Annotated in this window: 2 protein-coding genes; one reads left to right on the top strand and one right to left on the bottom strand. The window is 69.8% G+C overall.

From position 1 onward, the window contains the following. On the bottom strand, window positions 1–942 hold a 942-nt coding region (locus tag ACZ4FV_RS52080), incomplete at its 3' end, for a hypothetical protein (protein WP_465328480.1). A gap of 323 nt (window positions 943–1,265) precedes the next feature. On the opposite strand from ACZ4FV_RS52080, the gene ACZ4FV_RS52075 reads away from it, so the two are divergent. Continuing rightward, a partial coding sequence (locus ACZ4FV_RS52075; protein WP_465328478.1) for an alkaline phosphatase family protein occupies window positions 1,266–2,207 on the top strand: 942 nt, incomplete at its 3' end.

The raw sequence follows: 2,207 nt of genomic DNA, 5'->3' as shown, positions 1-2,207 counted from the left end.
CGGGATCGCCTCGGGTGGCAACGGGACCATCCACAGCGGGCTGTTGGCGCCCTCGGAACCGACGTACAACGACCTGCCGTCGGGCGCGTACATCAGCGACTCGCCCTGCGTCGTGCTCGGCGACGCGAACTTGGCGAGTTGTTGCCCGGGCGCCGAATAGACGGTGACGTCCGAATAGTTGCGGATCGCGAACGAGCGCCCGTCCGGCGCGAACGCGCCGTCGGTCGCGGTGTCCGGAGCGGGCCCCACCGCGGTCAGGTCGTTGACCTGGTCGGTGCGCAACCGCAGCGGCGCCGAGTAGAGCGAACCGGGCGCGCCGAAGAGCTTGCTCGCCACGTACAGCCGGTTGTCGCGCGGATCGATCATCGCGGTCTCGGCGTCGTGTTGCCCGTCGGCGAACCGCAACGGGAAGCTCGTCGCGGGCACGCCGGCATCGGCGAGCGTCGCGGGCTCGGCGATGCGGTACAGCGTGACCTGGGCGCGCGTGCCGAAGTTGTTGCCGATGTCGGCCACGAAGATCGCCGGGGCACCCGCGTCGTCCTTGCCGACCGCGATGGCCTCCCAGTCGGTGTTGGTCACTCCCGACACGCGCAACACCGCGACGGTGCGGCAGGTGCTCGTGTCGATCGCGAACACGTCGGAGGTGTTCCCGCTGTCGTTGAGCGTGTAGGCGATGCCCGGGTGCCGGGAACTGGGCGCCAGACCACTGGACTCGCCGATCCGCGCGTCGGCCAGGTTGCACTGCACCCGGGGTGGCTCGACGGCGTGCGCGGGGGTGGCGCCGGTGAGCGTGGCCAAGGCGGTGGCCAGGGCCGCGACGCAAGCGGTACGGACGGTGCGGGTCGCATGGGTGGCACGGAGGGCACGGAGGCGGTCGAGCCGTCCGTGCCCGCCGATCGGTGGACGACTGTGCGACCTTGCCTGGGGACGTGGTCGATTCATGTTTCCAGGAGATGAGGCCGATCTCACCCGCGTCCAATACCGGTCGGGCATGCATTCATGACGCACCGACATGGGTGCGCCGGCACCGCACCGCTTGGGCATCGGTACATGAGCGCTGGGTCGGCGTGCGACCGCGATCATCCGGCCTTGCGGGCGGAACGCCGCCCTCTCCCGGCCAGTCCAGGCACGGAAGTCGACCGCGGGACGTGCGGCCCCGGGCCGGGGTGAACCCATTCTCGGTGCCCGCGAAGGGCGTTGCTTCCTCGGGGTGCCGATTCCACGCTGCGATTCCGCTTCGTCCACGCCCAAGGAGGCGCCAGGTCATGTTCGACTCCGGATCCGGGTCCCGGTCGAGGGCCCGGGGCAAGCCCCGATCGGCCACATTCGTCGCGTTGTCCGTCGCGGTCGCGCTCGGCGCGATCACCGCCGTGACCGCCCCCGCCTCGGCCGGCGCTCCCGACCGCCCGAAGGCGCAGGCCGCCGCCGCCATCCCGCGCTACGACCACGCGGTGGTGGTCGTGCACGAGAACGCCAACTACGAGGAGATCATCGGCAATTCGCAGGCCCCGTACATCAACCAGCTCGCCGCCGGCGGCGCTTCGTTCACCGATTTCCACGGCGAGACGCATCCCAGCCAGCCCAACTACATGGCGATGTTCTCCGGTTCCACGCAGGGCGTCACCGGCGACGAGTGTCCGCCGCCCGGCTCGCCGTACACCGCGGACAACCTCGCCAGGCAACTGATCGACGTGGGCGCCACGTGGGGCAGCTACAACGAGGACTGGTCGGCGGCCAACCCGGGCGCCTGCACGAGTGGTTCGTACGCGCGCAAGCACAATCCGTGGTTGTCGTTCGCGAACGTGCCCGCCGCCACCACGTATCCGGCCAGCGCCTTCCCCACCGACTACAACACCCTGCCCACGATCTCCTACGTCGTGCCGAACCAGTGCAACGACATGCACGATCGCCTGTTCAACCCGGCCTGCGGGATCTCCACGGGTGACACCTGGACCCGGAACAAGCTCAGCGGCTACGCGGAGTGGGCCAAGACCCACAACAGCCTGCTCGTGGTCACCTGGGACGAGGACAACTTCCGCAGCGAGAACCGGATCGCGACCGTCCTGTACGGGGCGCACGTCAAGCCCGGCCAGTACGCGGGCCGCAAGGACCACTACAGCCTGCTGCGCACGTTCGAGGACATGTACGGCACCCGGCGCTCGGGCCAGGCCGCGACCGCGACACCGATCACCGAGGTCTGGCAGGAC

This window comes from Embleya sp. NPDC025285, from assembly GCF_055558835.1.
Note: the sequence above shows the minus strand (reverse complement) of the source record. Positions and strands in the feature narration are given on the sequence as shown.